Consider the following 311-nt stretch of genomic DNA (forward strand, 5'->3'; position numbering starts at 1 on the left):
CCTCGGCGACGATCCGCTCGAGTGCCTCGTCGAGCTGAGGTCCGCAGTCGCAGCGCTGGCTGCCGGAGACGTCGCCGGTGGGGCACTCCGAGTGCACCCGGGTGAGCACCGGCTCGGGACCCGTCACATCGCCGTAGACGAGCGCGATGTGCTCGGAGCCGTCGGTGCTGATCCGGTAGCCGTGGGCGGTGAAGCCGCCGAACTTCGTCGGCAGTTGGGTCGTGGCCACCCGCTCGACGAGGTTCTCATGGGTTCTCCTCCAGCGGACCAGGTCCTCGATCGAGATCATCGCCAGACCGTGCTCGTCGGCG

1 pseudogene is annotated in these 311 nt (G+C 69.1%); it reads right to left on the bottom strand.

The window, feature by feature from the left end:
- Positions 1–289, bottom strand: a pseudogene (locus KSO97_RS17540) (bifunctional 3,4-dihydroxy-2-butanone-4-phosphate synthase/GTP cyclohydrolase II); the annotation flags it as partial.
- Positions 290–311: the final 22 nt, after the last annotated feature.

Origin of the sequence: Nocardioides sp. R-C-SC26 (assembly GCF_021246465.1) — a bacterium.
Lineage (GTDB): Bacteria > Actinomycetota > Actinomycetes > Propionibacteriales > Nocardioidaceae > Nocardioides.